Source organism: Ruminiclostridium papyrosolvens C7, from assembly GCF_000421965.1.
GTDB classification, from domain to species: domain Bacteria; phylum Bacillota; class Clostridia; order Acetivibrionales; family DSM-1351; genus Ruminiclostridium; species Ruminiclostridium papyrosolvens_A.
In genome coordinates this window covers 1-25,222 of sequence record NZ_ATAY01000044.1, presented here as the reverse complement: position 1 = coordinate 25,222, position 25,222 = coordinate 1, and the positions used below count along the sequence as shown (strand labels likewise).

The 25,222-nt window shown below is 37.4% G+C and carries 19 protein-coding genes; 18 read left to right on the top strand and 1 reads right to left on the bottom strand.

Going from position 1 to position 25,222, the window contains the following annotated elements; translation table 11 throughout:
* The 7 genes from L323_RS33080 to L323_RS33050 all read left to right on the top strand — a co-directional run.
* On the top strand, positions 1-1,197 hold a 1,197-nt coding region (locus tag L323_RS33080; protein WP_020815954.1), incomplete at its 5' end, for a BtrH N-terminal domain-containing protein.
* Between the two features lie 30 nt (positions 1,198-1,227).
* Complete coding sequence (locus L323_RS33075) at positions 1,228-2,304, top strand: Gfo/Idh/MocA family protein (RefSeq protein WP_020815953.1); 1,077 nt, start codon at positions 1,228-1,230, stop codon at positions 2,302-2,304.
* Positions 2,305-2,332: 28 nt separating this feature from the next.
* The gene (locus L323_RS33070; protein WP_020815952.1) at positions 2,333-3,304 is read left to right on the top strand and encodes an ROK family protein; all 972 of its coding nucleotides are present in this window, start codon (positions 2,333-2,335) and stop codon (positions 3,302-3,304) included.
* A gap of 35 nt (positions 3,305-3,339) precedes the next feature.
* Positions 3,340-3,783, top strand: a complete 444-nt coding sequence (locus L323_RS33065) for a type II 3-dehydroquinate dehydratase (protein ID WP_020815951.1) — start codon at positions 3,340-3,342, stop codon at positions 3,781-3,783.
* Between the two features lie 62 nt (positions 3,784-3,845).
* A complete protein-coding gene (gene rsgA, locus L323_RS33060; RefSeq protein ID WP_020815950.1) occupies positions 3,846-4,979 on the top strand; it encodes a ribosome small subunit-dependent GTPase A in 1,134 nt (377 codons plus the stop codon).
* Positions 4,980-5,082: 103 nt separating this feature from the next.
* Complete coding sequence (locus L323_RS33055) at positions 5,083-5,769, top strand: HAD family hydrolase (protein ID WP_020815949.1); 687 nt, start codon at positions 5,083-5,085, stop codon at positions 5,767-5,769.
* A gap of 73 nt (positions 5,770-5,842) precedes the next feature.
* The gene (locus L323_RS33050; RefSeq protein ID WP_020815948.1) at positions 5,843-6,112 is read left to right on the top strand and encodes an acyl carrier protein; all 270 of its coding nucleotides are present in this window, start codon (positions 5,843-5,845) and stop codon (positions 6,110-6,112) included.
* 349 nt (positions 6,113-6,461) lie between these two features.
* Here the strand turns inward: L323_RS33050 and L323_RS33045 are convergent, their stop codons facing one another.
* On the bottom strand, positions 6,462-7,970 hold the full coding sequence (locus L323_RS33045; RefSeq protein ID WP_020815947.1) for an alpha-N-arabinofuranosidase: 1,509 nt from the start codon (positions 7,968-7,970) through the stop codon (positions 6,462-6,464).
* A 190-nt stretch (positions 7,971-8,160) separates the two neighbouring features.
* On the opposite strand from L323_RS33045, the gene L323_RS33040 reads away from it, so the two are divergent.
* From L323_RS33040 to L323_RS32990, 11 genes are all read left to right on the top strand, one after another.
* Complete coding sequence (locus tag L323_RS33040; protein ID WP_020815946.1) at positions 8,161-9,063, top strand: ArsR/SmtB family transcription factor; 903 nt, start codon at positions 8,161-8,163, stop codon at positions 9,061-9,063.
* A gap of 199 nt (positions 9,064-9,262) precedes the next feature.
* A complete protein-coding gene (locus L323_RS33035) occupies positions 9,263-10,294 on the top strand; it encodes an ABC transporter substrate-binding protein (protein WP_020815945.1) in 1,032 nt (343 codons plus the stop codon).
* A 117-nt stretch (positions 10,295-10,411) separates the two neighbouring features.
* Positions 10,412-11,944, top strand: coding sequence for a sugar ABC transporter ATP-binding protein (locus tag L323_RS33030; protein WP_020815944.1), 1,533 nt, complete (start codon positions 10,412-10,414; stop codon positions 11,942-11,944).
* Entirely contained in the window at positions 11,937-12,989 is a 1,053-nt protein-coding gene (locus L323_RS33025) for an ABC transporter permease (RefSeq protein ID WP_020815943.1), read from the top strand. Before L323_RS33030 ends, L323_RS33025 begins: the two co-directional genes overlap by 8 nt.
* The gene (locus tag L323_RS33020) at positions 12,986-14,008 is read left to right on the top strand and encodes an ABC transporter permease subunit (RefSeq protein WP_020815942.1); all 1,023 of its coding nucleotides are present in this window, start codon (positions 12,986-12,988) and stop codon (positions 14,006-14,008) included. The genes L323_RS33025 and L323_RS33020 overlap by 4 nt, the downstream gene beginning before the upstream one ends.
* 100 nt (positions 14,009-14,108) lie before the next feature.
* Entirely contained in the window at positions 14,109-15,575 is a 1,467-nt protein-coding gene (locus L323_RS33015) for a sensor histidine kinase (RefSeq protein WP_020815941.1), read from the top strand.
* A gap of 70 nt (positions 15,576-15,645) precedes the next feature.
* On the top strand, positions 15,646-17,244 hold the full coding sequence (locus tag L323_RS33010; RefSeq protein WP_020815940.1) for a response regulator: 1,599 nt from the start codon (positions 15,646-15,648) through the stop codon (positions 17,242-17,244).
* A gap of 708 nt (positions 17,245-17,952) precedes the next feature.
* Positions 17,953-19,578, top strand: coding sequence for an endo-1,4-beta-xylanase (locus L323_RS33005; RefSeq protein WP_020815939.1), 1,626 nt, complete (start codon positions 17,953-17,955; stop codon positions 19,576-19,578).
* Between the two features lie 67 nt (positions 19,579-19,645).
* On the top strand, positions 19,646-21,220 hold the full coding sequence (locus L323_RS33000) for a family 43 glycosylhydrolase (RefSeq protein WP_020815938.1): 1,575 nt from the start codon (positions 19,646-19,648) through the stop codon (positions 21,218-21,220).
* A 31-nt stretch (positions 21,221-21,251) separates the two neighbouring features.
* Positions 21,252-22,724, top strand: coding sequence for a carbohydrate-binding protein (locus tag L323_RS32995; protein ID WP_020815937.1), 1,473 nt, complete (start codon positions 21,252-21,254; stop codon positions 22,722-22,724).
* A 71-nt stretch (positions 22,725-22,795) separates the two neighbouring features.
* Complete coding sequence (locus L323_RS32990) at positions 22,796-25,033, top strand: family 43 glycosylhydrolase (protein ID WP_020815936.1); 2,238 nt, start codon at positions 22,796-22,798, stop codon at positions 25,031-25,033.
* Positions 25,034-25,222: the final 189 nt, after the last annotated feature.

The window sequence follows — 25,222 nt, the reverse complement described above, 5'->3', positions numbered from 1 at the left end:
TTGGCAATAAAACTGGAAGTAGAGATGGAAAAAGCGGGCTTCAAGATAGCTAGCTACGATGTATTTAAACTCAAAACGGTAAGGCAGCTTGCAACCGTACTTACCTCCGATAACGTTGACGAGACAATGATAAAAGCAGAAGACGACAAGAGTAGTACCTTGCCGGTAGTTTCTGAAGTAGCTACAGAAGAGATTTTATCCAATAGAGTTTTAATAGAAGGAATCAAGCCATTTAATGAAATATATTACAAAAACTGTTTCTATAATTCTGCTTTTCCGGTTATAGAGCTATATGGAAGAAGTATAAATACATTCCTGATTAATGATGTTCCGGTATTTTCATATGACGAAGATTCAACAGAAATGAAGCTAGACGTAGAATATATCCAAGTAAATCATATAGAGAAGTTGTTGGAAGAAGAAGGTATAATGGTTGAAACAAAAACTTCCAGTAAAAATATTGTAAATGATATAATCAATTCTATAAGTAAGAAAAGGCCGGTTGTAATTTGGATTGATTGTTTTTATGAATCCATTAGGCCGGAGATGTATCAAAAGAGTCATTGGCCTCATACCTTACTTGTTTATGGATATGACGAAAGTGCAAAAGTTTTTTACATAATAGAACATGAACATCGTGACAATTTATCCTATAAGCCCCGTACAATTGGTTTTGAGGATATTATAAATTCATACAACGGGTATCTTTCCAATTTTAGAACAAATGACGCCACATATTATGAATTTTATTATAATTCCGCAATGGCTCAAAAGAAAACTGACAAGGATAATGGATATTTATTTTTGTCATATATAAATACAAACAAAGATTTAATACAAGAGCATCTGGACTACTTAAACAAATTCACTTTGGATTTGGAAAAGTTGGTTATGGATAAATCTATTCTGGATGAGAGTATTCAATGGCTGTTGAATGGAATTAACAATATTGTAAATATAAAACAGGTAGAAAAATATTTAATAACAAACCTATTCGGCTCAGAATCAGAATGTTGCAATATTTTTGAAGAGATATTCAGTAACTGGATATTTACTAGAGGAGCCGTCGCGAAATATATGTATTCAGGTGTTTATAGGCAGGAAGCCTTTAGAAGTTTAATACAAAGTGTTTCAAGATTTTATGAATTGGAATCAAAATACTATGCTGTATTGTTTCAAATGGGAAAAGAGCTTTAATTAAAATAAATGTTAAATGGGGGCAGAAAGATGAAAGACAGTATAAAAATAGGTATTGCAGGCTGTGGGTGGATTGCACAAAATGCACATATTCCCGCGTTTCAAACAATTAGAGGAGTGGAAATCATATCTGTTTTTGATAACGATATCCAGAAAACAAACAATGTCACAAAAAAATTTAACATTAAAAAAGCATATGATAATTATGAGGATTTTCTGGAATCCGAAATCGATGCAGTAGTAATTTCAACTCCTAATTATACACATGGGGATTTTTCTATAAAAGCACTTCAAAAAGGCAAGCATGTCTTGTGTGAAAAGCCCATCACAATCCATAGCAAAGATGCTGCAGATATTATACGGGTTGCTCATGAAAACAAAAGAGTTTTCATGCCTGGATTTGTGAATAGATTCCGAGAAGATATAAAAAAGATGGACGAGATTATCTCAAAAGGAGAAATAGGAGAGATAAAAAAAATAAAAGCAGGATGGATTAGAAAATCAGGGGTTCCCAGGCCAGGAACCTGGTTCACAAACAAAGAACTCTCAGGGGGAGGTGTTTTAATAGATTTAGGCCCACATATACTTGATTTGTGCCTGATGCTGTTAAAAGAAAATCGTGTAAAAGATATTATGTTCAAAGCATCCCGTAATTACAATTCAGATAAAGATAAAGGTGCGTCGTGGTTTGACACGGGAGAGTTTCAGAATTCTGTCATTGATGTGGAAGACACAATAATTTCTAATATAATATTTGAAAACGATACTGTTATAGAATTGAACTTATGCTGGATGGCGCCTGTAAAAGGTGATCATACATATTTCGATGTGCAAGGGTCAAAAGGTACTCTTAAACTTAAAACACTTTTTGGTTTTAGCAATGATCGGCTATGGGACAAGGATTCAATAGCCGTCAGCAAATTGGATGGTTTTAGAAATGAAGTAGTATTTGATAGAAGGACAAATAATGCACTCACAGCTTTTGACGGGCTTACACGTTACTTTGTAAGTACAATTAGGGGTGAAATGCCATCCTTTTTAACCCCGGAAGACGGATACAATACTGTAAACTTAATAGAAAGGTTGTATATGACCGAAAATTCATAATATAAGAATTTTCTGGAATAAGAATATTATGGTAAAATTTTTTGTAGGACTTGATGTAGGAGCAACAAATGTAAGAGTGAATTTTTTTGAAACTCAAGGCAATAAACTTGGAACTACAATTGTGTTTCCGTTTAAACAATGCAGAACTGCGACAGAAGAAGTAGAATCCAATATATGCAAGCCAATAGAACACATAGTTCAGGAAAATCAATTGGATATAAAAGGTATGCAAGGAATAGGGATGTCTGTAGCAGCCAATTTTGATAGAAAAACCGGCGATGTTGTAAAATGGCCTAATAATGGGCTCTGGAACGGATTTAAACTTAGTTCGTATCTGGAGAACAAATACAGAATTCCCATTATTATGGAGGATGACGCAAATTGTGCGGCACTGGGTGAGTTTATCATGGGAAGTGCGGCGGGTTTAAGAAACTTTGTATATATAACCGTAAGCACTGGTATAGGCTGTGGGTTGATATTAAACGGAGATTTGTATACAGGAAATAACGGCTGGGCGGGAGAAATCGGACATGTTGTAATGAGAAAAGATGGTCCCATTTGTAAATGCGGAGTTAGGGGATGTTTGCAGTCAATGGCTTCAGGTCCTGCAATATTAAGAAGAACAAAAGAGTTAGCGAAAAATGCCGGAATTAGTATTGATGAATGTTATAAATTGGAACAAGTTTTTGAATACCCGGAAGAAGTGGCACCGTATCTGGAGCAAAGCTGTAGGGAAGCAGCAGAATATCTGTCAGAGCTGATTTCAAAACTTATTATGATACTTGATATATCAGATGTTATTCTAGGGGGCGGAGTCACAAGGGCAGGAAGCGTATTTATGGAGCCACTAAACAGAATCTTAAAAGACTATGCTCATTGTTCCGGAAGAAAAGTGACTTTAAAGCTTGCACAACTTGGGGATAACAGTGGAACAATAGGCGCGGTAAATCTTATTTATAAGCATCTAAATAATGGTGATGATATAAAAACAATTTATTAGTCTGTCAGAGAAATTTAATACCATAGGAGAAAATGATGAAAAGAATTATTGGTGTGATAAACGGACCTAACATAAATATGCTGGGGATAAGAGAACCCGGGTATTATGGAAAAGAAACCTGGGGAGATATTGAAGCACGCTTGGTAAAGCTTTCAGGAGATTTGAATTTTGGGCTTATTTTCTTTCAGTCAAATCATGAAGGGGATATCGTGGATTTCATTCAACAAAATATTGAAAAAGTTGAGGGTTTTATTATTAATCCTGCAGCATATACAAAAGGTGGATATGCTATTCTGGATGCGTTAACTGCAATTGATAAGCCCTTTGTTGAAGTACATATATCAAATATTTATTCCCGAGGAGGATGGCATTCGGAATCAATTTTTGCTGAAAAGGCTGTCGGTCAAATATCAGGTTTTCAAGGCTACGGTTACGAACTTGGGCTAAGAGCACTTACCAATCATTTAAAAGTTGTTTAATCAGATTAGAACCTATAGGGGGATTTCAGAATGTCAGTATTAGCAATTAGAGGGGGTTTTTCATGAATTTAGACAGATTGGGATGGGACAGCTTTTTTGAGAAGTATTATGCCGAATACAGCAATGAAGAATTGATTCCTGCGAGAATTTTGTCCCAACAGAAGAACAATTATACGGTATGCTTGGAGAATAAATCTATTAATGCGAAACTGGCAGGAAAATTTATATATACAGCAAGTAAAAAGAAACACTTTCCTGCTGTTGGAGATTGGGCTTTAATAAAACTAACCGAAAATAATAATCAAGCAATAATTCACCACGTTTTACCCAGAAAAACTGCCTTTGTTCGAAAGTTACCGATATCGGGAGGCAGAAAAGTCAAAAACGGGTGTATCGTAGGGGGAACCACAGAGGAACAGATTATTGCAGCGAATGTAGATACAGTTTTCATTGTGTGTGGTCTGGATGGAAATTTTAATCTTCAAAGAATCGAAAGATATATAACACTTGCATATAACAGCGGTGCTACCCCTGTTATCATCTTAAATAAAGCTGATTGCTGTGAATCCATTGAAGAGCATGTGATTAAAGTTAGAAAAATTGCAGCAGGCCTGGATATTTACCCCATTAGTGTATTGAAAAACATAAGTATGGACATTTTTGATAGATACCTGCTCCAAGGGAAAACAATAGTTTTTCTAGGATCTTCGGGAGTAGGAAAATCATCAATAATCAATTATTTGATTGGGGAGGAAAAACAAAGAACCAATTTAATAAGTGATTTCAATGGAAAAGGAAAGCATACAACAACAAGTGCTCAACTGGTATTTCATAATTCAGGATGTATGATAATTGATACTCCGGGCTTAAGGGAATTGCAACTGTGGGGAGAAGAGGATGCTCTGAATCAAAATTTTGATGACATCGTCAGTATAGCAAACAAATGTAAATACAGCGACTGCCAGCATGAAAAGGAGCCAGGATGTGCGGTCAAGCGGTCCATTGAGGAAGGGTTGATAAGCCTTGAAAGGCTTGAAAACTATAGAAAGCAACTTCGTGAACTGGAAATGCTGGATGGGAGAATAAAGCAAAACGAAGCGTATTTAAGCAAAGGTGCAAAGCTTCATGCAAAAGTACAACAGGATAAACGAAAAGGTAATTTTCAACATAATAAAAATATTTTTAAATCATTTTAAGATTCAATTTTCTTAAAATATAGATTTGGATTATGAATTTACTTACAACAGAGTAACATTGATGTAAATACTATAACATTAAATTAAAAGTAGGTGATATAGTTTGAGAAAAGCAGTAATATTTGATTTTGACGGGGTTGTTATAAATTCTACTGAAGTACAGAGGCAGGCTTTTTTCGAAAGCTATAAGATTGCAGTTGGTGATGGTGGTGTACCATCTTTTGAGGAGTTTCTCAGACATAGCGGAGATTCGTTACCGAACATATTTACAAAAATGAATCTGCCATTAGAGATGGTAGAGCCATATAGAGAAATAAGCCGTAGAAAGATAACAGAAATAAAAGTGTACGATGGTATGAGGGAGCTATTGGCTGAATTAAAGGAAAATAGATATAAGTGTGGTCTATGTACGGGAAAAGACAGGGCCAGAACAATAGAAATACTTGATAATGCAGATTTATTCAATTATTTTGATACTTTGGTTTGCTCGGATGATGTCTGTAACCCAAAGCCTCACCCGGAAAGTTTAGTGCTATGCCTGACAAAGTTAAGCGCTTCAAGAGAAGATTCTGTAATGGTTGGAGATGCAAGAAACGATATTCTGTGTGCAAAATCCGCAGGAGTAAAAAATATTGCTGTTACTTGGGGTGATACGGATATAGAGGATCTTAAAAAAGAACGCCCTGATTATGTAGTAAGAAGTATTGTGGAATTAAAAGGATGCCTCTTTAATTTATATAACCAAAATACTAGAAAGGGCATATTAAGCCCGCAAATATTACCAATGTAATGATAAAATACACTAAGTGGCAGGTAAAAAGTGAAAACAGTAAAGGTAAATATATAAAAAAGGGGAGAAAAATATGATACAATCAGGTGAATCATTGATACAACAAAAAATAAAAAAAATAATTTTAGATAATATTGCAACAGCAAACTTAAATAATGAGACAGATATAGACTCTAGTTTGATAGATGTTGGTATTAATTCCCTTGAGTTTGTTAAAATTATTGTTGCTATAGAGAGTGAATTTGATTTTGAATTTGGTGATGAAGTCTTGGATTATAGGAAATTCCCCACTCTGAGATCTTTGTTTGATTATGTGGAACGTATCTGCAGCAGTAGCATATGACTGTGACAAGAACGGTAATATTTAGATACGGGGCTGTTACAAAACAGAAAGGTTCTCTGTTTTAACACCAGTACTCCCGTATAAAATTATATCAATGATTGCTTCTAAGATATTTGCAAGAGTTTCTAGCGGCTCACCTTGGGATATTTTACCTCGCTCACATTCACCGTCCATGATTCATTGTTTCGCTAAAACCTAATTCGTGTAGGTTTTCCGGTAAAATATCCGTGTTCAACCATAAACAACTGCAAATATCTTTAACCAAGCCTCCATTGATACAATTTATACTCTGAGTATAGGTTAAAAAGGATAAAAATTAATTTTGCGACAACCCCTTAGAAATTTATTTCTATTTTACTTTTTTCAATCTTATAACATTCCAGGAAAGATTCCTTAAGGAAGCCTTAATACTTCCGTTTTCTACAATAGCATTTCCATTATTGTTCGGAACAACGTTATTTGGATTTTCTTTTGTATTAGTAGCTTTTACGTCATTATGCTCAAGAACTATATGTTCAACAACCTGAAACTGTCCGAAGCCATTTAGTTCAACATCCAGAGTGATACTGTCTTCCATATGCCTGTTTACTGCGAAAATGGTAATTTCATCATTGTTGTCATTAATAACTGCTGTTGCATCTATAGCTGAAACGTCGGTAAAATCCTTAGTGTCAAACTTAGGTGCTTTCATAATAGTGTTTAAAACAGTACCTCTTCCAAACACTGAAGTATGAAGGTAAGGATAGTAAATGGTCTGCTTCCAAGCACTTCCGCCATTTTCGGTCATTATTGGTGCAATAACATTCACAAGCTGTGCAAGACAAGCCATCTTTACTCTGTCAGCATTCTTTAACAGAGTTATCATCATACTTCCAACCAATAGCGCATCTTCAAAATTGTAAACATCTTCAAGTTGAGGTGGTGCTATAGACCATCTGTCGATTTTTTTATCAGCCTCATTGGAGTGGAACCATACATTCCATTCGTCAAAGGAGAGGTTTATTTTTTTCTTGCTGCGTTTTTTTGCTTTTACATAATCGCAGGTTGCAACAACGGATTTAATAAAGGCATCCATATCCATAGTTTTTGCCAGGAAATTAGCAGTATCTCCGTCTTGGTTTCCATAATACGTATGAAGTGAAATATAATCAACATGTTCATACGTGTGTTCAAGCACTGTAGCTTCCCATTGGGCAAATGTAGGCATACCGCTTCCTGAACTTCCGCACGCTACCAATTCTATTGTAGGATCTACCATTCTCATAACCTTTGCAGTTTCGCAGGCAAGCCTTCCATATTCTTCCGCAGTCTTTGTACCTATCTGCCAAGGGCCATCCATTTCATTTCCGAGACACCAGGTCTTTATGTTATGAGGCTGACTGTAACCGTGAGACTTTCTCAAATCACTCCAGTATGTTCCTTGATTAAGGTTGCAGTATTCAATAAGATTTCTGGCCGCATCTACCCCTCTTGTTCCCAGATTAACTGCCATCATTACTTCTGTACCTACTTCTTTAGCCCATGTTGCAAACTCATTGGTTCCAATTTGATTGGTTTCAATTGTAGCCCAAGCTAATTCTGTGCGTCGGGGCCTTTTATCTACAGGGCCTACTCCATCCTCCCAATTATAGCCTGAAACAAAATTTCCGCCTGGATATCTTACTATCGGCACCTGTAATTCTCTAATCATTTCTGAGACATCTTGCCTAAACCCCAATTTGTCAGCTGTAGGGTGTCCCGGCTCATAAATTCCACCGTAAACAGCCCTTCCCAAATGTTCAATAAACGAGCCATAAATTCTTTTATCAACGGGCCCCACAATATAGTCTTTGTTAAGTATCATTTTTGCGTTATCCATGCTGACCTCCAATAAAATATTAATTAAATGTAAGTAATTAATAAAAGAATTAATTACTTAATAGTTACCTTAATAACTATATACTATATTCCATTTTCTTATATGTCAATACAAATAACAGACTTAATATTTACAAATTATTGTGGGTAATTTATACTTGTATTAATTTGAATTGAGGAGCAAAATATAGATGAAGATAGATATATCTGAAAAGTGGCTACCTGTGTATGAAGCTTTAAGCAGCAGCGTACGAATAAAAATAATTAACTTACTTGCAATGGATGCTTTAAATATAAAACAGCTTGCCCAAGAACTTGGTTTGAGCAGTGCAATAGTAACAATGCATGTTAAAAAGCTTGAAAAAGCCGGCATTGTTCATTCAGAAAGAAAAAGTATTAACGGGGCAGTACAAAAACTCTGTTTTCTTGACGTAGATTCCATGGAGATCCAATTTCCAAGCCGTCAGGCAAAAATGAGAAATTACCACAAATTCTCAATGCCCATAGGTCATTACTCAAATTTTACCGTCACCCCCACTTGTGGAATAGCAACACCTGAAAAGGTCATAGGTGAGTTTGATGATCCAAGGTATTTTTTGGAGCCGGACAGAGTTAATGCCGGAATACTTTGGTTTACTGAGGGCTTTGTAGAATACAGGATTCCTAATTTTTTGCTTTCTGTACAGCAGCCCGAAGAATTGGAAATATCAATGGAGTTGGGTTCTGAAGCTCCGGGGATAAACAGCAATTGGCCGTCGGATATAACTTTTTTTCTTAATGAAAAAAAAGTCGGTCAATGGACCAGCCCCGGTGATTATGGAAACAGCAGGGGCAGATATACTCCTAATTGGTGGAGTCTGCAGGTTGGACAATACGGATTGTATAAATCCATACGTATAACACAGGATGGGTCTTATATAGATGGAATAAAGGTTTCAGATACAGCTCTTTCATCTTTGGATATCCGGCAGAAATATTGGACTTTTAGAATAGCAGTACTGCCTGACTCACAGAATGTCGGCGGTGTAACAATATTTGGGAAGGGTTTTGGCAATTATAGCCGGGATATATTATTTAAATTATACTATAAATAATTTTAGGCTTAACAAATTATTCAACATAATTAATAAAAAAATCAACTTTTCAATAACGTTATTTGAATTAATACTCTACTTAATAAATTATTATAAAAAACTCTTAATATATTCTGTTTCGATAAATAGACAGCTTTGCTAAAATAGTCTTGTTGGTGGAAAATGCCGGCAGTAAAGTTTATTATAGGAGGAATATTTAATGAAAAAAAGGTTAATTGCGTTGCTAATGTGCTTTTCATTGGTAATGGCAGCAGGTTGCGGAGCAGCTGGTACGGATTCAAAGGATTCTGAATCGTCTCAGTCTGCCCAATCGTCTACAGCTGCTAATGATTCTGACAGCAATAAGTTGATTACTATAGGTTTTTCACAGGTTGGTGCTGAAAGTGACTGGCGTGTAGCTAACACTGCATCCGTGAAATCTGCATTATCTGAAAAAAACGGCTTTAAACTAATTTTTGCAGATGCACAGCAAAAGCAGGAAAATCAGATTAAAGCGGTAAGAGATTTTATATCACAGGATGTTGACGTAATTGCAATAGCACCTGTTACAGAAACCGGTTGGGAAACTGTATTGGGCGAAGCAAAGGATGCAGGAATACCTGTAATAATTTGCGATAGAATGATAAAAGTTTCAGATGACTCACTCTTTAGCTGTTGGGTTGGTTCAGACTTCCAGAAGGAAGGCGTTAATGCAGCTGAATGGTTGGCTAACTACATAAAAGAAAAAGGTAAGACCGATACACAAAATGTTGTAGTTCTTCAGGGAACAATCGGATCTTCTGCTGAAATAGGCCGTACAAAAGGTTTCGGTGAAACAATAAAGAAATACGACAACTTTAAGATATTGGCACAACAGACCGGAGAATTCACTCAGGCAAAAGGACAGGAAGTTATGGAGTCCTTTCTCAAACAATATAATGACATAGATGTAGTTGTAGCGCAGAACGATAACATGGCATTTGGAGCAATTGATGCTTTAAAAGCTGCAGGAAAGGTTCCCGGAAAAGATGTAACAATTGTATCCTTTGATGCGGTTAAAGCGGCATTCAAGTCTATGATAGCCGGAGATATGAACGTATCAGTAGAATGTAATCCGTTACACGGACCAAGAGTAGCTGAACTGGCTAAAAAGCTTATGAATGACGAAAAAGTTGAAAAGATCCAGTATGTTGATGAAAAAGTGTACCCTGCTGAAACAGCTGAAAAAGAGCTTCCAAATCGTCAATACTAATTTAAATCCTTATGTTGTAATTAAATAAAAAAACAGGTGTGAATGGAATACTGTTTCACACCTGTTTTTTTAAAGGATTAACTGCAGCAAGTCATTGGGAAAGGATGGAGAAGATGCGTGGGGAATGAAAGTTATGAAGTTCTTAAAATGAGAAACATTTGCAAGACTTTTCCCGGAGTAACAGCACTGTCCAATGTGAATTTTACATTGCGGACCGGCGAGATTCATGCTCTTATGGGCGAAAATGGTGCAGGAAAAAGTACTTTGATTAAAGTTTTGACAGGTGTTGAAGAATTTGAATCAGGTCAAATACTTATAGACGGTTTAAATCATCCGGTTATTAATAAATCTCCCCAGGAAGCACAAGAAAACGGAATCAGTACTGTATACCAGGAGATAAATTTATGCCCGAACCTTTCGGTGGCAGAAAACATTTTTATAGGAAGAGAGCTGAAAAAGGCGGGGCGTATTGATTGGAAAGCAATAAATAAAAGAGCAAAAGAGATTTTATTAAATTTTAATATTGATATTGATGTTACAAAATCTCTGGACAATTATTCGGTAGCCATGCAGCAGATGGTTGCTATTGCCAGAGCGGTTGACATTACCTCAAAAGTGCTTATATTGGATGAACCTACATCAAGTTTGGATGAATATGAGGTTGAAAAACTTTTTGAGGTAATGAGAAAATTAAAAGCCCAGGGAACAGGTATTATATTTGTAACACACTTTCTTGAACAGGTATATGCAGTATGTGACAAAATTACGGTGCTACGAAATGGCAGTCTGGTAGGCGAATATGAGGTTGACAAACTACCCAGAGTTCAGCTGGTTGCAAAAATGATGGGTAAAGAATTTGATGATCTGTCTCTGATAAAAAAAGCAGCAAAGGAAGAGGAAATCAAAGCAACGAAGGAGAACTATATCTCTGCAAAAGAATTGGGTCATACCGGAACTATCAAACCTTTCAATCTTGAAATCAAAAAAGGTGAAGTAATAGGTCTTGCAGGCCTTTTAGGGTCTGGTCGTTCTGAATTGGCAAGAGTAATATACGGTGCAGATAAGGCAGATTGCGGAGAATTGGAAGTAAATGGTGAGAAATGCAGTTTTAAGGCACCGATAGATTCGATGAAAGCTGGAATGGCTTTTTGTCCTGAAAATAGAAAAGAAGAAGGAATCATAGCAGATTTATCTGTAAGAGAAAATATGATACTTGCTCTGCAGGCTAAGAGAGGTATGTTTAAACTTATAAGTAAAAAGGAGCAGGAGGAACTTACAGATAAGTTTATCAATATGCTTCAGATAAAAACTGCAGGTCGTGAAACCCCCATAAAGCAGCTCAGCGGCGGTAATCAACAAAAGGTTATACTGGGTAGATGGCTTATGACTGAGCCTGACTTTTTAATTCTTGATGAACCCACAAGAGGTATCGATGTTGGTACAAAAACGGAGATACAAAAGCTTGTGGTTGATTTTGCAAGTAAAGGAATGACGGTAATGTTTGTTTCTTCAGAAATAGAAGAAATGCTTCGTACCGTTAACAGAATGGCGGTTCTGCGAGACGGCAGAAAAGTGGGAGAACTTGACGAAAGTGAATTGTCGCAGGAACTGGTTATGAAGGTTATCGCAGGGGGGGATGCTAATGAATAGTCAAATAATTAAAAAGATAATAAAATACAGGCTGTTTTGGCCTTTAGTATGCCTTTTTGCAGTATTGGTTGTGAATCTTATCAGAACTCCTGACTTTTTTAATATTTCCATTAACAGTAAAGGGGTACTTTATGGGTATCTCATTGATATAATAAACCGTTCAAGCGAATTAATTATCCTTGCAGCAGGTATGACAGTATGTGTGGCATCCTCGGCAGGAACGGACATTTCAGTGGGGTCGGTAATGGCTGTAACTGGTGCGGTGACATGTTTCTTATTAGGAACGGGGGATGCTTATAATATACCTTATGTCCTTGCAGTAGTAGCAGGAATTCTGGCTGCAACTGCTTGTGGTGCCTGGAACGGCTTCCTTGTTGCAAAACTGAAAATTCAACCAATGGTGGCGACGTTGATTCTTTTTACTGCAGGTCGTGGTATTGCACAACTGATTACCGGAGGAAACATACTTTACATAAAAGTTAAAAACTTTAAGTACTTAGGCTCTGTACTGCCAGGGGTACCTTTACCGACACCTATTTTTGTAGCAGCAGCAGTAGTAATACTGACTTCAGTTCTTCTAAAAAAATCGGCACTTGGAATGTATATTCAAAGTGTGGGTATAAATGCAAAAGCCAGCAGATTAATCGGCTTGAATTCAACACTTATTATATTTTTAACCTATGCATTTTGCGGCATGTGTTCAGGTATTGCAGGTACAATAGCAACCTCCAGAATCTATTCCATTGACGCAAATAATGTGGGACTGAATATGGAAATGGACGCAATTCTTGCAGTTGCACTGGGTGGTAACAGTCTGGCCGGGGGAAAATTCTCGTTGGCAGGCAGCGTTATAGGTGCTATTACCATTCAGGCATTGTCTACTTCCCTTTATTCAATGGGAGTATCGGCAGACCAGCTGCCTGTTTATAAAGCAATAGTTGTAATTATAATTGTATCTTTGCAATCAAAACAATTTAAAAAGTTCTTCAAAAATTTCAGTCAAAAGCAAAAAATAACCGGGGCTGGAGAGAAGGTGACACAATGATAAAAAGTTTACGGAGCAAATTAAGCGGCAATAACTTTTTGCTGTTTGTAACGATTGTATTATTTTTTGTGTTGTACATTTCCGGTATGGTGATATTCCAAGATAAAGGTTTTGGAAAGCCCCAGGTTTTTTTAAACCTGTTTATAAGTAATGCCGGACTGATTATTGCAGCTGTAGGAATGACAATAGTATTGATTACGGCGGGGATAGACATATCAATCGGCTCGGTAATAGCAATGACATGTATGCTTCTTGCCTGGATGATGGAGAAAAAAGGCATGGATGCCTGGATAAGCATCGTAATTGTTCTGATTGTCGGTGTTGTGTTTGGTCTTGTACAGGGGTTTCTGGTGTCATATCTCAACATCCAGCCGTTTATTGTAACACTTGCAGGTCTGTTTTTTGCAAGAGGAATGACAGCAATAATCAGTGACGAAATGATAACCATTACAAATAAGGCATTCCTTGGTATTGCTAACGCCAAGATATATATACCATTTATTTCAACAGTAACAAAGAAGGGAAAAGTAATCCATCCCTATATATACCCCAGTGTAATTCTTGCCATTGCTGTTTTGATAATTGCTTTTGTTATTTTAAAATATACGAAGTTTGGTCGATCTATCTACGCCGTTGGTGGAAATGAGCAATCCGCATTACTGATGGGCTTAAACGTCAGAAGAATAAAGCTGAAGGTATATGCACTTAATGGTTTTCTTGCAGCTTTAGCGGGTTTTGCCTTTGCCCTTAATTCCTGCGGAGGTTTTGTCGAACAGGCCAGAGGTTTTGAAATGGATGCCATCGCTTCGGCAGTAATCGGAGGGACACTTCTCACGGGAGGTGTCGGTAATGTCATAGGCAGTTTGTTCGGCGTAATGATAAAGGGTACAATAGAATCAATCATAACTTTTCAGGGTACGCTGTCTTCATGGTGGACAAAGATTGCAATTGCAGCACTCCTATGCATATTTATTATATTGCAGAGCATATTTGCATCATTAAAAAGAAAGAGTAAATAGCATTTAAAAAAAGTAAATAGAAAGAGACAGTCTTTTATAAAAGTAGACTGTCTCTTTTGGTGCATTCAAGCTTGAGATACAAATAAGGGGAGAAATTATTATGAAAATTAAAAAATATTTCGGAATATCATTAAAAACAAAGATGAGAGCTTTGATGTTTATTGCCATTATTCCCCTTCTGGTATTTGTTTCTTATCTCATATTCCAAGTGGGTACGTATTCGGACTACTACAACGCAATATATAAAAGCATATCCGTTGCCAATGATTTCTCACAGAAATTCAAATATGATTATGATTACAGTATGTATCAGATTGTAATAGGATCAAGCACTTTCAAAAGGGAGGATATATCCGGAAAGCTGGAAGATGCATATAAAAAAGTAAAATATTTAAGAGAATCCGCTTTAATGGTTGAAAACAAAAGTACTACCAAATATATGAAAGATTATATTGATAGTCTTAAACGCAGTACTGAAATTATTAAGGAAAACATGGAAGCTGACGGACCCAAATACGATAAGAATTTAATGATTCTTGATAATGATATCAGAACTACCACAACGATGATTACAGATGCCATACAAAAATACGTATATATTGAAACCTTTCAAATGAACAAGGTACATAACAAAATAGAGGTGGAAAGAAAAAGAAATGTTACATTTACATGTATAATTTTTGCCGTACTGTTGATAGTAACTCTCATTTTGGTCGAATTTATTTCTCACAGCATTACAAAGCCTATAAAAAACCTCTGTATTTCAACAAAGTTGGTTGGAAATGGTGATTTTACCACACGTGTTCCGGATTCTGAAAGCGACGAGATAGCAATGTTAGCTACAAGCTTTAACACAATGATTGAAAAAATAGGCAGTTTGGTGGAGGACGTGAAGCTGGAACAGATAAATTTAAGAAAGACCGAGTTAAAGCTCATGCAGGCTCAGATAAACCCTCATTTCCTTTATAATACATTGGATACCATTATATGGTTGGCTGAAGGCAACAAACCCAAGGATGTTATACAGATGGTAAGTGCATTGTCCAGATTTTTCAGAATTGCCTTAAGTAAGGGATATGATTATATAAGTATTAAGGAAGAAGAGATGCTTATAAGGAGCTATCTCCAGATTCAACAGTACCGGTATCAGGACATTCTGGAATATGAAATAAATATTTCAGAGCAGCTTGAAAACTGTAGCATTCTGAAGCTTACACTTCAACCTATAGTTGAAAACGCACTTTATCACGGAATAAAAAACAAGAGGGGAATGGGAAAAATAATTATAGAGGGCTACTGTCAGGGAGATACTGTGTTGTTTAAGGTAAAAGATAACGGAATCGGAATGAGCCAGAAACAAATTGAAAAAATTAAAAAGCTCTTTATAATGCCTAAGGAAGAAGCTGCTCCGGAGCAAAAAGGATTTGGATTATTCAATGTAAATGAAAGAATTAAGCTGAATTTTGGGGCTGAATACGGATTGGATGTAAAAAGTGAATACGGTGTCGGAAGTGAATTTACTATTTGTATCCCCAAAATCACCCAAAACCGTCATTATAATATTTAAATTATAAAAAGAAGGGATTGTAAATCTTTAAATGGAATATTGCACTTAGAACGGTAGAGAGGTGATACAGGTGTATAAAATATTTCTTGTGGATGATGAAGTTATAGTTCGTCATGGTATCAGGGATTGCATTAACTGGGAGCAAACAGATTTTGTATTTTCAGGTGAAGCTCCTGACGGTGAATTTGCACTGCCGCTTATTATGGAAATTAAGCCGGATATATTAATTACTGATATAAAAATGCCGTTTATGGACGGTTTGGAGTTAAGTCAGGTTGTCAGGAAAAATATGCCTTGGGTAAAAATTATTATACTGAGCGGACACGACGAGTTTGGGTTTGCAAGGGAGGCAATGCGCATAGGGGTAACAGAATACTTGCTTAAGCCCGTGACTGCCAGCGACCTCCTTGAATCTCTGGAAAAAGTTAAAAATTTAATAATAAACGAAAAACGAGAAAGAGAAAGTGCTGAGAAAATTAAGAAACAACTTGCAGAAAATGCTCCTTTATTCAGGGATAAATTTTTAAGCGAGCTATTATTAGGTATGGTTCCTCCAGTTGAAGTTATTGATAATTGTGAAAGCTTAGATATAAATATAATTTCGAAGTTTTATATTGTAGAAATTTTAGTGTTGGAAACGCCAAAAAAAAATGCTTCAGAAGGAGAGTATACTGAAGTACTGCAGGCAGAGGCTTTGATTGATAACATTGTCAGTAAAAACAGTGAGATTATTAAATTCAGAAGGATGCTCGGAGAAATTATTGTAATAATAAAAGGCGATAATTTACAAAATATAGAAGAAGCGGCTTACAGTTTAGCTCAATCTCTAAAATACGAAGTGGAAAGGAAAACATCATGCATTCTGGGAATCAGTATCGGTGGTGCAAGAGAAAGAATACAAGGAATTACGCAATCGTATAAGGAAGCGGATGAAATAAAAAACTACCGCTATATATACGGGAAACGTAAGATTCTCGGTATAAACGATATAAAGTCGGATATGGGTAGTAAAAAGGATTTTATTAAGATTGACATGAATAATACATACGAATTTTTAAAGTGCGGACTGAAATCTGAAGTTGGAAGTTTTGTGGACAAGTTCATTGATAACCTGAATGAAATTGAGATGAAGTCACCCATATATATTCATTATCTATTCATGGATGTGGTAATAAGTGCGGCTAGGTTTATTGACGAACTTGGAGGCGAAATTGAAACTCTGCTGCCATGGGTAACAAATTTAGAAAACTTTGTTGCAAGTATAGACTCTATAGAAAAATTCGGAGAATTAACAGAATATACTATAAAAATAATATTGGAATTCAGGGATACAAGGGTAGAGAGAAAGTATGACAGCATTATAAAAAAAGCAAAGGATTATATAAATAACAATTTTGCTAATTCCAATATTTCTCTTATTTCAGTTGCATCATATGTTAATGTAAGTCCCAGCCATTTTAGTACCATTTTCAGTCAGGAGGCAGGAGAAAATTTTATTGAATACCTGACAAAAGTAAGAGTAAAAAAGGCAATGGAGCTTTTAAAAACTACTTCTCTAAAATCATCTGAAATTGCTTATAATGTCGGGTATAATGATCCTCATTATTTCTGCTATATTTTTAAGAAAGCTATAGGAACTACTCCTAAGGAGTACAGAAGTGAAACATAGCAAGAAAAAATATATTATAACAAAGTTAAAAAAAAATATACAAATGTATAGAGTAAAATAACTAATTTACTATTTTTTCACCATATGTTAAAATAATTACAAAATTTTATACCAATAACAAAAAGATTTATATTGAGATGGAAACTGTTTACATTCTATAATAAATTAACATAGTTAATATGTACTAATCGTTCTTTTTCATTTTACTCCTATTCTTACATTAGCCAAAGAAAGTCAATACCTTATATATAATATTGGACGGAGAACCTTATTTGTTATTGGTATTGGCTTATCTTTTGGCCAAGTGCTAAAAGATAATAATTAGACAACAATTAAGAAGGGGGGGCTCAAAAATTCACTAAGAAATAGTCTGTTTTTCCTATCAATCGTAATAACTCTAAGTAGTTGATTCCGACCAAACTTGTATGCAGGAGCATACATCGCTAATTCGTATTAGTATACACTTTTCAAAAGCATTTTAGTAGGTTATCTTATGCTGCCGGGAATGACAACCTTGGCTTATCTTGAAGATTTAATACTTCAGTAAAAACACTATATATGCATTATTTAATGAGATCATTACCAATTTTTTCGTACATGATGGGATGGTTGCGGCTTATGCTGTTCATTTGAACAGTACTTTATGCTGCCGGTTACCGGGGGTAACTAGATTGGTTACAAATTAAATTTAAACGGAGGTAAATAAGTATGATTAACAAAAGTAAAAACCGTAAGTTCAGAATTTTTAGTATTCTGTTTTCAGCACTTTTGTGTGCTTGCATTATCAACAGCAGTCTACCACTGACAGCAAATGCTGCATTGGCAACAGGAAAGGCTAAATTTGTTGGAAACATATGGTATGATGGTAACCCACCAAGTAAGTTTGGTGACTATTGGAACCAGATTACACCTGAAAATGCTACCAAGTGGGGTTCATGTGAATCACAACAGGGTGTATACAATTTCAGTCAAGCCAAAGCAATGTACAATTACTGTAAAACAAACAAGATCCCTTTTAAGTTCCATACACTTATATGGGGTTCACAGTATCCAAACTGGTTAGGCAATCTTTCTGGTTCAGCTAGAAAAACAGCCATCGAAAACTGGTACAAAGCGGCTGCACAGAATTTCCCGGATGCAGATTACATTGATGTTGTAAATGAAGCTATGCCTGGACATGCTCCATTCCCATATAAAAATGATATCGGAGGTGACAATGGCCTCTATGGTACAGGATGGGATTGGATTGTATGGTCCTTTGAAATGGCTCGTAAGTATTTTCCGAATTCAAAGCTGCTGATCAATGATTATAATGTTTTGAATGAGTGGTCTTGTCTTGATCAATACATACCGGTTGTAAAGATATTGAAAGCAAGAAACCTGATTGATGGTGTTGGCTGCCAATCACACAGCCTTGAAAACACAAGTGCTGCAAATCTAAAGTCAAGACTTGACAAACTTGCTGCAACAGGTGTACCTATATACATTTCTGAATTAGATTTAAATATTGCAGATGACAATACACAGAAAAACAAGATGCAGGAGCTTTTCCCTGTAATGTATGAACATTCTGCAGTAAAAGGTATTACTATCTGGGGATACTTACAAGGACATACCTGGATTTCAAATTCTCACCTTATACGTAGTGACGGATCTGAAAGACCTGCAATGACTTGGTTAAAGCAATATATGGCAAGTGTTCCGGGTGACAATACACCGGTAGAACCAAGAAGTGCATTTACAAAACTGGAAGCTGAGAGCTATAACGACCAATCCGGAATACAGAACGTTACATGTGACGAAGGAACAGAGGCTGTCGGATATACCGAAAACGGGGATTATACCGTGTACAAAAGCATAGACTTCGGCAGCGGTGCTACAAGTTTCCAAGCCAGAGTATCAAGTGCAACAAACGGAGGTAATATTGAAATCAGGTTAGATAGTGCTACCGGAACATTGGTAGGAACTTGTCCGGTTGCCGGAACAGGCGGTTGGCAGGCATTTACCGATGCCAAGTGCACTGTCAGCGGTGTAAGCGGAAAGCATGACCTGTATCTGAAATTTACAGGTGAAAGCGGCTACTTATTTAATCTAAATTGGTTTATGTTTGGAAATACTCCTGTTTCTACAGACAAGATAGGTGATTTGAATTCAGATGGACAAATAGATGCACTGGATTTCCAAGTGTTGAAAAAATGTATTTTAGGTACAGGAACAATTGAAAATACAAAACTTGCCGATTTGGATGCCAGCGGTACTATTGATGCACTTGACTTTGTGCTCATGAAACAATATCTGCTTGGGCAAATTACAAAATTTCCAGCTGACAAATAATTGTTGAAAAGGGGGTATTTAATACCCCTTTTCTTAAATAAAAATGATTTAAAAAAGAGGTAAAAAAATGAAAAAAGTATGCAAAATTGCAGCTCTCTTGTCAGCAATTACTTTATTTATTCCAACAGTAAGCTATGCAGACAATCCAATAGTGCAGACTTTATACACTGCCGACCCTGCTCCTATGGTATATAACGATACTTGCTACGTTTACACGGGACATGATGAGGATAAATTGGTAAATAATTTCTTTACTATGAATGACTGGAGATGTTACTCCTCAGCTGATATGGCAAACTGGACAGATAATGGTTCGCCACTGTCATACTCTTCGTTCAGTTGGGCAAAAGGGGATGCATGGGCAGGACAATGTATTCAAAGAAACGGAAAGTTTTATTATTACGTTCCATTGACACCAAAAACCGGAGGGACGGCAATCGGTGTTGCAGTATCGGACAGCCCTACAGGACCGTTTAAAGATCCTCTTGGCAAACCATTGGTCAGCACCGGCAGCGGCGACATTGACCCGACAGTATATATTGATGATGACGGACAGGCTTACCTGTACTGGGGTAATCCGAACCTTTACTATGTAAAGTTGAATCAGGATATGGTTTCATACTCAGGGAGCATTGTAAAGGTACCTCTGACTACTGCAAGTTTCGGAACAAGAAGTAACACCGACAGGCCAACTACATATGAGGAGGGGCCATGGTTTTACAAACGCAATAGTTTATATTACATGGTATTTGCAGCCGGCCCAATCTCTGAGCATATAGGTTATTCCACCAGTACCGGGCCTACAGGGCCCTGGACTTATCGGGGAAAAATCATGCCTACCCAAGGCAGCAGCTTTACCAATCATCCGGGGGTAGTTGATTTCAAGGGTAATTCCTATTTTTTCTATCACAATGGTGCTTTGCCGGATGGAGGAGGGTATCACCGTTCTGTGTGTGTTGAACAATTTAAGTACAATGCCGACGGTACTTTCCCGACAATAAATATGACTGCAACCGGCCCTGCACAAGTCGGCAATCTCAATCCATATGTTAAAACCGAGGCTGAAACAATCTGCTGGGAATCAGGTATTGAAACGGAAACCTGCAGTGAAGGCGGAATGGATGTAGGCTTTATTGAAAACGGGGATTACATAAAGGTAAAAGGTGTTGATTTTGGAACAGGCGCAGGAGCCTTTGTTGCCAGAGTTGCTTCGGCTACCATTGGAGGAAATATAGAACTGCGACTTGACAGTCCTACAGGCAAACTGGTAGGAACTTGTGCGGTTACAGAAACAGGCGGATGGCAGACATGGGTTGATAAGACCTGTACTGTAAGCGGGGCTGAAGGGATACATGACTTGTATCTGAAATTTACAGGGGGAAGCGGTTATCTGTTCAATTTTAACTGGTGGAAGTTCACCAAAGCGGGGAATACCTCTGTTATCGGAGACCTCAACGGAGATAACAGCGTAGATGCGGCAGATTATGCCATGATGAAGAAATATCTTCTGGGATTGATTGAGGATTTTCCGGCACAAAATGATATTGAAGCCGGCGACTTAAATAAAGACAGCGTTATTGATGCACTTGATTTTGCAGTTTTTAAAAAATATCTGCTTGGTACAATACCAAGTTTACCATGAATCTATGTTATAAAAGAAAGGGGTTAAATAAATGAAAAAAAATATATTAACTAAAAAGACAATTTTGGGTATGGTGGCATTGGTTTTTGCTTTCACTCTAATTTTTACAGTGCCAGAATACAAGGTACAGGCTGCAACATTGCCAACCACACCACCTGCAGGATATGATCAGGTACAGAATAATATTCCACATGGCCAGGTTAGTTATATAAACTATCAGTCTGCAGCAACAAACAGCCAGAGGAGAGCCAGAGTTTACCTGCCTCCAAATTACTCAGCAGACAAAAAATACAGTGTGATGTATTTATTGCATGGTATCGGCGGAAATGAAGACGAGTGGTACACTAACGGTGCGCCTAATGTTATTCTTGACAACCTTATTGCCGCAGGTAAAATTCAACCATTTATAGTCGTGTTACCAAATGGTAATGCAACAGCAACAGGTGTATCTGACGGTTGGACCAATTTCACAAAAGATTTAATCGGAAGTCTTATGCCATATGTAGAATCACATTATTCAGTTTACACTGACCGTGCTCACAGGACTGTTGCAGGCCTCTCAATGGGTGGCGGACAAGCATTTAATATCGGACTTCTGAATCTGAACCTGTTCCCATATGTAGGAGCTTTTTCAGCGGCACCCGATACACTACCTAATTCCCAACTTTTCCCAGATAATGGAGTAGCAGCTCAGCAACAATTAAAATTTTTGTTTATTTCATACGGAACCACTGACAGTCTGATTAGTTTTGGTACAGGGGTACATGATTTCTGTGATTCTCATAGCATCCCCAATACCTACTTCCTTATCCAGGGTGCAGGTCATGATTGGAACGTATGGAAGCAGAGCCTGTGGAACTATTCTCAAATGATATGTGAAAAAGGGTTTACAGACTATGCTCCTGCTGCACCTGTATCAGCCTTTACACAAATCGAGGCAGAGAGCTTCAGCAGTCAGTCCGGAGTACAAACTGAAACCTGTACTGAAGGAGGTCTTAATGTAGGGTATATCGAGAATGGTGATTATGTTGTTTATAACAATGTAGACTTTGGAAGTGGTGCAACAAGTTTTCAGGCAAGAGTAGCAAGTGCCGCAAACGGAGGTAATATCGAAATCAGGTTGGACAGTATAACAGGAACTTTGATAGGAACTTGTGCAGTTAAAGGTACAGGTGGTTGGCAGACTTGGACTGACGCAAAGTGTACTGTAAGCGGTGTAACCGGAAAACATAACTTGTACCTTAAATTTACAGGCGGAAGCGATTATCTGATGAACTTTAACTGGTTCAAATTCGGTAATACGACTCAGACTCTTACAGGTGATCTCAACGGAGATACCAGCGTTGATGCAACAGACTATGCATTACTGAAAAAGTATCTTCTTGGTCAAATTAATGACTTCCCTGTTGAGGATGATATCAATGCCGGAGATATGAATAAAGACGGCGTAATCGATGCTCTCGACTTTGCCGTATTCAAGAAAATCCTTCTGGGCACAATCTAATATGAATTGGCAGGTAAATTTTTACAATTTACCTGCTCTCTTTTAAAATAACTAAAAGGAGGGACCATGTGATGCTGTTTAAAAAAATCTTCAGTATTATATTGATAGTATGTCTATTGGCTGCACAAACGACTTTTGTCGGTGCATGGCAGTCTGATAATAACAACGGTACCTACACAAATCCCATTTTGAACGCGGATTATCCTGATATTTCTGCTGTCAGGGTTGGAAGTGATTACTATATGGTAAGTTCCACTTTTGTATCATTTCCATCAATACCTATCCTTCATTCAAAGGATTTAATCAACTGGGAGATTATAGGATACGTTACTTCAGACCTTAATGGTACAGGGAAATCTTATGATCTGACAAATACATTTAATGATTACGGACATGGCTGTTGGGCGCCTACCATTGCCTACCGTAACGGTACATATTATGTGGGAATCTATCAGGCACAGGGGAAGTTCATCATGTGTACTGCCACAAATCCGGCCGGCCCTTATACAAAAACAGTTTACAATCAGGGTTTCCACGATCCTGGACTCTTTATTGATGACGACGGTACAGGATACATTATTTCTGAAGCAAACGATGTAAAAGTTACCAAACTAAGCGCTGATTATAAGTCGGTAGTGAACAGTCAGGTGACAACCCGTATCGAAGGTGCAACTGGAAGTTATCTGGTTGAAGGCTCACATGTAATGAAAAAGAACGGATATTATTATATATTCCGTAACTCTACTCCTCCTGAATCGTATACATATTGCCTCAGGTCTAAAAACATATATGGACCTTACGAAATGAGGATACTGCTGAATGGACCAAGTATTCCCGGCGGAAGCCAAATCCACCAGGGAGGACCTATAGATACTACAACCGGTGAATGGTGGTTCTATGTATTTCAGGATGGTCAGGGACTGGGCCGCAGGGACATTTTGATACCTATGCAGTGGCAGAATGATTGGCCGGTGCTCGGAGACCCCTCCACAGTAAAAAATGTAACCATAGCAGGAAAAACCTATCCTATTGGTTCAGTACCGATTACATACAAAAAGCCGGATGTAGGTGCAACATATCCAATCCTTACAATTCCCAATTCGGATGAATTCAGTTCAACAACAATTGGAGTACAGTGGCAGTGGAATCATTATCCGGACAATACAAAGTGGTCTTTAAGCGAGCGACCGGGCTATCTCAGACTTCGCGCAAAAAATGCAAATAATTTGTGGAGGGCTACCAATACACTTACCCAGAGGGTGGAGGGGCCTGATTGCCAAGGCACTATAGAGCTTGACACCACCAATATGGCAGACGGTGATAATGCAGGACTATGTCTGCTTAATATTCCATATGGAACCATCGGGGTAAGCAAATCAGGCGGAGTAAAAAAAATAGTGGCCAATATCAATGGTAGCAAGGATACGGCAGGAACCATTACAAATGGTCCCACACTTACGGGAAATACTGTCTATTTAAGGGCGAAAGCGGATCTTAACAGTAATAAAGCTACTTTTTACTATAGCACTGATAATATAACCTTTACTCAACTTGGGGGAACATTAAACATGCCTTTTGACCTGGGATTTTTCCAAGGTGACAAGTTCGGTATATACAATTATACAACTGCTACCTCGGGAGGTTATGCCGATATTAACTGGTTCCGTTATTATACTTCTGCCGGACCAAATACCCCCATTCCTGAAGTTCCATTATCAGCTTTTGAAAAAATAGAAGCAGAAGGCTACAATGCTCAATCAGGCATACAGAATGTAGATTGTGATGAGGGTGGTCAGGCTGTAGGATACATAGAAAACGGAGATTACACTGTTTATAAAAATGTTGATTTCGGAAGTGGGGCAAATGGTTTTAAGGCCAGAGCATCCAGCGCAACCAACGGAGGTACCATTGAAATAAGGCTTGACAGCGTAACCGGCACTTTGAACGGTTCTTGCCAAGTTGCAGGAACAGGCGGGTGGCAAATCTTTACAGATTCAACATGTGCTTTAAGCGGTGTTAGCGGAAAACATGACTTGTATTTGAAATTTACAGGGGAAAGCGGATATCTTATTAACCTTAACTGGGTTCAATTCAGTGAAGGCGGCAGTTCTGTTGTCCTGGGTGATGTTAATTCTGACGGACAGATTGATGCCATTGACTTACAGCTCATGAGAAAACATATTTTGGGTCTGGGAGAAATAGAAAACGCAAAGTCCGCTGATCTGGATGGAAACGGCGACATTAATGCACTTGATTTTTCTTTAATGAAAAAGTATTTGTTGGGGCTTATTACCGAGTTTCCGGGGTGACACCCGGTAGTAAACCGTATGTCTGAATAAATTAAAAATTAGCTTTATGACGAAAGGAAGGATAAAGTATGAGCAAATTTATTAAAAAGGGTTTTGCAATGTTTTTGGGCTTATTCATGATGGTAACATCATTTGGCACCGTGGTGAATGCGGCAGCCAACCCTAATCCGTCATGGAATGTTGACGAAA